This window comes from Streptomyces sp. NPDC048211 (assembly GCF_043202315.1).
In the GTDB taxonomy this organism is placed as follows: domain Bacteria; phylum Actinomycetota; class Actinomycetes; order Streptomycetales; family Streptomycetaceae; genus Streptomyces.
In genome coordinates this window covers 1-5,883 of record NZ_JBIDAD010000045.1, presented here as the reverse complement: position 1 = coordinate 5,883, position 5,883 = coordinate 1, and the positions used below count along the sequence as shown (strand labels likewise).

Annotated in this window: 5 protein-coding genes; 4 read left to right on the top strand and 1 reads right to left on the bottom strand. The window is 70.5% G+C overall.

The features are described 5' to 3' along the window. Positions 1-235: 235 nt before the first annotated feature. Positions 236-1,093, bottom strand: a complete 858-nt coding sequence (locus ACGFZA_RS42390; protein WP_393686452.1) for an IclR family transcriptional regulator — start codon at positions 1,091-1,093, stop codon at positions 236-238. 289 nt (positions 1,094-1,382) lie between these two features. On the opposite strand from ACGFZA_RS42390, the gene ACGFZA_RS42385 reads away from it, so the two are divergent. The 4 genes from ACGFZA_RS42385 to ACGFZA_RS42370 all read left to right on the top strand — a co-directional run bounded on the left by ACGFZA_RS42385 (position 1,383) and on the right by ACGFZA_RS42370 (position 5,784). Continuing rightward, positions 1,383-2,753 carry an aspartate aminotransferase family protein gene (locus tag ACGFZA_RS42385; RefSeq protein ID WP_385289082.1) on the top strand — a complete coding sequence of 457 codons (1,371 nt, stop codon included), beginning with the start codon at positions 1,383-1,385 and terminating at the stop codon, positions 2,751-2,753. After that, the gene (locus ACGFZA_RS42380) at positions 2,753-3,940 is read left to right on the top strand and encodes a mandelate racemase/muconate lactonizing enzyme family protein (RefSeq protein WP_393686450.1); all 1,188 of its coding nucleotides are present in this window, start codon (positions 2,753-2,755) and stop codon (positions 3,938-3,940) included. Before ACGFZA_RS42385 ends, ACGFZA_RS42380 begins: the two co-directional genes overlap by 1 nt. After that, complete coding sequence (locus ACGFZA_RS42375; RefSeq protein WP_385289076.1) at positions 3,937-4,782, top strand: amidohydrolase family protein; 846 nt, start codon at positions 3,937-3,939, stop codon at positions 4,780-4,782. The genes ACGFZA_RS42380 and ACGFZA_RS42375 overlap by 4 nt, the downstream gene beginning before the upstream one ends. Before the next feature lie 162 nt (positions 4,783-4,944). After that, positions 4,945-5,784 carry an SDR family oxidoreductase gene (locus tag ACGFZA_RS42370; protein ID WP_362557719.1) on the top strand — a complete coding sequence of 280 codons (840 nt, stop codon included), beginning with the start codon at positions 4,945-4,947 and terminating at the stop codon, positions 5,782-5,784. The last annotated feature ends 99 nt before the right edge of the window (positions 5,785-5,883 follow it).

Here is a 5,883-nt window from a genome sequence, read left to right as displayed (position 1 = left end):
AGGGGTGGGGTGGTGCGGAACGCTCATGCGGACTTCGCCTTCCGAGAAGTGCGACGAGTGAGGGAGCGTTCCTGCGAGGGACTGCCGTACGGCGGATGGCTGAAAAGGGTCCGGTCGTCGGGTGTTCACGGCGCGGTGGGCAGGCGCCGGAAGCGGACCGGAAGGGGTAAATCGGAGGTGACGGGTGAATGTCACCTCGGTTGGCAGGGAACCTACGGCCGGTGATGCCGATCGGTCAAGACCCGATTCCGTCGGAATGTGCCGTGCCGGTCTCCGCGGCGTCGTCGTCCGGGTCCTCGGTCCAGCCCAGCGAGACGCTGATCCGGCGGGCGGCGTCCCGCACCTGGCCGCCCAGCTCCTGGTAGCGCCACGCCGGCAGCCCGAGCTTGAGGCCGGTGATCGACACGGCCCCCGCACACACCGACCGGTCGTCGAAGACCGGCGCGCCGATGCAGATGATCCCCTCGGCGTCCTCCTCGTCGTCCAGGGCGTACCCGACCCGGGCGATGTCGCGGAGATGGGCCAGGAACGTCGCCGGGTCCGTGATCGTGCGCGAGGTGCGCCGGGGCAGCCCGAACCGCTCGATCACCGAGGCGGCCTCGCTCTGCGGCACGGCGGAGAGCAGCGCCTTGCCCAGCCCCGTGCAGTGCGGCAGCTCGCGCTGGCCCATCCGCAGGTCGAGCCGGACGCGCTGGTCGAGCTCGACCTGGTCCACCACGACGGCGTGGCCGTCCTCGGGGACGGCGAGCCGGGACGCCATGCCGGTGGTCCGGGTGAGCTCACGCAGTACCGGGTGGGCCACCCCGCGCAAGGAGACCTGGGATCTGGCCCGGTCGCCGAGCCTGGCCAGGCTCATGCCCAGCCGGTAGCGGCGGTTCATGCCCTCGCCGTCGTCCGAGACGAGGCCGTAGGCGCGCAGGGTCTGAAGCATGCCGAAGGCGGCGCTCTTGGAGATGGAGCAGGCCTGGCCGACCTCGGTGACGCTCAGGCCGTTCCCCTGTGAGGGGGCGGCGAGCGCTTCGAGGATGTCCGCTGCCCTGGCCACGCTCTTGACCCAGTACTTCGGTTCTTCTGGGGCAGCACTGTTCGTCATAGCAGAACAGCGTAGTGCCTCCGCGGGTGCGGAGAGTGCCTCCGATTCAATAAATGCCCCGGATCTGGGCCTTGGTGGGGCAGAAGGGGGTTGACCGGCTTTCGGGCCGGACGTAATATCCAGGCACTGTTCTGCTCTACAGAACAGCGTTCTGAAAAAGCGAAACGCATCACCGAGCACCACGGATCACCCTCTTCCTGCGGCGACTGCCGGGCGGATGGCGCCAGGGACTCACGGGCCGGGCAGGGCCCGCGAAAACCGACGACTCTCGACGCAAGGAGCAAGCACCATGAGTTCAGGCCCGGTAGGCAACGAATCCGGAGCCCGACTCGCCGAGCGCGCCCGCCAGGTCGTACCCGGCGGCGTGAACAGCGGTCAGCGCAGCGTTCCCGGACTGACGGACCTGGTGGTCACCGGCACCCACGGCGCACGGTTCCGTACCGCCGACGGACGCGAGTACACCGACTTCCACTCGGCGTTCGGCCCCCCGCTGCTCGGCCACAACGACCCCGACGTCGCCCGCGCCACCGCCGAGGCCGGCGCCACCCTCGGCCACATGGGCGTCGGCGTCACCGAGGGCGAGATCCTCCTCGCCGAACAGCTCACCGAGCTGATCCCCTCGGTCGAGAAGGTCCTGCTCACCAGCACCGGCAGCGAGGCCACGTTCCACGCGCTGCGCGTCTCCCGCGCCGCGACCGGCCGCCGCCTCGTCGTCAAGTTCCAGGGCTGCTACCACGGCTGGCACGACGCGGTCAGCCTCAACGTCATCTCCGAGCCCTCGAAGGTCGGCGGGCACGACCCGATCTCGACCGGCATCCTGCCCGAGGTCCTCGAAGCCACTCTCGTCCTGCCGTTCAACGACAGCGAGGCCGTCCGGCGCACCTTCGCCGAGCACGGCTCCGACATCGCCGCCGTCATCGTCGAACCCGTCCCGCACAACGTCGGCGCGCTGCTTCCGTACCAGGAGTTCCTCACCACGCTGCGCGAGGAGACCACGAAGGCCGGCTCCGTCCTGATCTTCGACGAGGTCATCACCGGCTTCCGCCACAGCATCGGCGGCTGGCAGCAGATCTCCGGCGTCACCCCCGACCTCACCACCCTCGGCAAGGCCATCGCCAACGGCGCCCCCGTCGGCGCGATCGGCGGCCGCGCCGACCTGATGGACCTCTTCTCCACCCGCCCCGGCGCCCCCGCCTTCTTCGCCGGCACGTACAACGGCCACCCGTCCGTCGTCGCCGCCGCCCTCGCCACCCTGCGCAAGCTCCGCGAGGAACCGGTCCACGACCACGTCTTCCGCCTCGGCGACCGCGTCCGCACCGGACTGACCGGCCTCTACGAGCGTCTCGGCGTCCCCGCCGTCGTCACCGGCTACGGCTCCGTCTTCGTCAGCTACTTCATGCCGGGCGAGGCCCCCCGCACCTACGCGGACCTGCTGAACAACGACGCCTCGATGTTCGTCGGCTACCGCCGCAAGCTCCTGGACCACGGCCTGTTCGAGCTCCCGCTCAACCTCAAGCGCAGCCACATCAGCTACGCGCACACCGACGCCGACGTGGACCGTCTGATCGAGGGCACCGAGGCAGCCGTGAAGGCCGTCCTCGCCGACGGTGGCGCCCGCGACCTGGAGAACACCTCGACCATGGGCGGAGCGACCCGCTGATGCTGACCGTCAACCGCACCCGCCCCGCCGGCCCCGCCGGACGCATCACCCGCGTCGAGACCCTGATGCTCGGCACCTCCTGGCGCGACTTCGGCTACGTCCGCGTCCACACCGACGAGGGCCTGACCGGCATCGGGGAGATCACCCACCCCTACCGCGTCGCCGAGGTCTGCGCCCTCACCGAGGCCATCGCCGGACGCCACCTGATCGGCGCCGACCCCTTCGACATCGAGGAACTCTGGCTCCGCGTCTACCAGGGCGACTTCCTGCGCGGCGGCGACATGGGCGGCGTCGCCCTGTCCGGCCTCGACCAGGCGATGTACGACCTGATGGGCAAGGCACTCGGCGTCCCCGCCTACCGGCTGACCGGCGGCGCCTGCCGCGACGACGTCCGCGTCTACGCCAACGGCTGGTACACCGGCGAGCGCGAGCCCGACACCTTCGCCGCCAAGGCCGAGGAGACCGTGGCCAAGGGCTACACCGCCCTCAAGTTCGACCCCTTCGGCCCCGGCCTGCACGAGCTGGAGCGCGCCGAACTGCGCCGCTCCATCGACCTCGTGGCCGCCGTCCGCGAGGCCGTCGGGCCCGACATCGACCTGTTCATCGAGGGCCACGCCCGGTTCGCCATGCCGACCGCGGCCCGCCTCGTGCGGGAGCTGGAGCCGTTCGACATCGGCTGGTTCGAGGAGCCGATGCCCTGGACCCACATCGAGCGGTACGCGGAACTGCGGCAGCGTGCCGCTTTCCCCATCTCCGGCGGCGAGCACTTCCACAACCGCTACGAGTACAAGCAGCTCTTCGCGACCAACGCCGTCGACATCATCCAGCCCGACCTCTCCATGGCAGGCGGCTTCACCGAGGTCAGGAAGCTCGCCGCGATCGCCGACACGCACGGCATGCTCGTGGCCCCGCACAACTCCAACTCGCCGCTCTGCACCACCGTCTCGGTGCACGCGGCGCTCGGAATCCCCAACTTCAAGATCCTCGAAACCTTCGACGGGCTCCTGGAGCCGTTCGTCTTCGACGCCCTCAAGGGCACCCTCCCGATGAAGGACGGCCGCATCGGCCTGCCGACCGCCCCCGGCATCGGCGTCGAACTCGTCGACGAGGTCTTCGAGGAACACCCGCCCAGCCACCGCTTCTGGAACATGTTCGCGGACGGCTGGGAGAAGCGGAACCGCACATGATCACCGACGTCCACTCCCATCTCTTCCGGCACAGCCACGACTTCACCGACCCGTTCAGCTCCGACTCCGCCCGCGCGCACGCGGGCGAGGTCGACCTCACGGTGAAGTGGGAGGAGTACGCCGCCACCGCGCCCGACTCCACCCGCACGATCGTCGTCGGCGGCAAGGCGCGCCGCAGCGGACTGTGGGTGGACGACGCCGCCGTGGCCGCGTACGTCGGGGAACACCCCGACCGGCTGATCGGCTATCTGGCGCTCGACCCCACCCAGCCCGGCTGGCAGGAGGAACTGCGCTACGGCCACCAGGAGCTGGGCCTGCGCGGCATCAAGCTGATGCCGATGTACGCGGGCTTCGACCCGGCCGCCGAGGAGTACGACGAGCTGTACACGTACGCCGAACGGCACGGGCTGCCGCTCCTGGTGCACACCGGCACGACGTTCGTCTCCAGCGCACCGCTGGAGTGGGCGATGCCCCGGCACCTGGACGCCGTCGCCATCCGCCACCCGGAGCTGCGGATGGTCCTCGCCCACCTCGGCCACCCGTTCGAGGGCGAGTGCATCGCGGTCATCCGCAAGCACCCGCACGTGTACGCCGACCTCAGCGCCCTGCACTACCGGCCCTTCCAGCTCTGGCACAGCCTCCGGCTGGTCCAGGACTACGGGGTCTTCCACAAGGTGCTGTTCGGCAGCGACTACCCGTTCACGACGGTCGACGACTCGGTGAAGGGCCTGCGGGAGATCGCCCGCATCCCCGGCATCCCCGGGCTGCCGCCGCTCGACGCGGACGCGGTCGAGGAGATCATCCACCGGCCCTCGCTCGACCTGCTGGGCCTGAACGGCTGACCGGGCCGTTCCCACAGCCTGCGGGCCGGTACCCGGGTCACTTCCCCCGGTATCCGGTGCCGGTCCGCAGCCGGGCCGCCGCGCCTCCCACCCTGTTGTGTCCCGGCGCGGCGGCCCACCTCTCGTCCTTCCCCGTCCGTCCTCGCCCGAAGGAATCCCGCGATGACCGCAGCCGTCCCGCCCCGCGGCACCGACCGATTCGACCTGACCGGCCGCACCGCGGTCGTCACCGGGGCCGCCCGGGGTCTCGGCCGGTCCTTCGCCGTGGGCCTCGCCGAGGCCGGAGCCGATCTGGTCCTGGTCGACCTGCCCGGAGCCGAGGGTGTCGCCGAGACCGCTGCGGCGATCGAGGCGCTGGGCAGGCGCTGCCACGTCCACGGGCAGGACCTCGCGGACATCGAGGCGCTGGCCGGCTTCGTCGACACGGTGCGCGCGGAGGCCGGGCCGCTGCACATCCTGGTCAACAACGCGGGCACGGCGGCCCTGGAACGCTTCAACGAGATCACCCCGGCCAGTTGGTCGCACATCATGCGGGTCAACGTCGACGCCGTGTTCTTCCTCAGCCAGCGCATCGCCGAACACATGACGGCGGACTCCGTCGCCGGCCGCATCATCACCATCACCTCGAAGAACGCGCTGGTGGCAGAGGCCGGTCTGGCCCATTACAACGCCTCCAAGGCCGCCGCCCAACTGCTCACCGAGACCCTGGCGGTCGAACTCGCCCCGCACGGCATCACCGCGAACACCCTGGCCCCCGGCATGGTCGAGACCCCCATCGACGGCGAGTTCCCCTTCGACCGGGAGGCCTTCGAATCCGCCTACCGCGAGCGCATCCCGCTCGGCAGGTACGCACAGCCCGACGAATGCGTGGGCGCACTGCTGCTGCTCGCCTCGGATGCGGGGGCGTACCTCACGGGGGCGCGTCTCGTCGTCGACGGGGGAGTGCTGGCCGACCAGATGCCGCGGATGCGCTTCATGCCGCCGTACCGCAACACGATCTGACCGCGACCGGCCGCCGGTTCGGTTCCCACCGATCCACATCGAGCACGCATCGACCACGCGAGGAGCACCTCCGTCATGCCCGTCAATGCCTCGTCCTCC

Coding starts and splice junctions, on each gene's coding strand:
- ACGFZA_RS42390 (WP_393686452.1), bottom strand. CDS start 1,093: ATGACGAACAGTGCTGCCCCAGAAGAACCGAAGTACTGGGTCAAGAGC.
- ACGFZA_RS42385 (WP_385289082.1), top strand. CDS start 1,383: ATGAGTTCAGGCCCGGTAGGCAACGAATCCGGAGCCCGACTCGCCGAG.
- ACGFZA_RS42380 (WP_393686450.1), top strand. CDS start 2,753: ATGCTGACCGTCAACCGCACCCGCCCCGCCGGCCCCGCCGGACGCATC.
- ACGFZA_RS42375 (WP_385289076.1), top strand. CDS start 3,937: ATGATCACCGACGTCCACTCCCATCTCTTCCGGCACAGCCACGACTTC.
- ACGFZA_RS42370 (WP_362557719.1), top strand. CDS start 4,945: ATGACCGCAGCCGTCCCGCCCCGCGGCACCGACCGATTCGACCTGACC.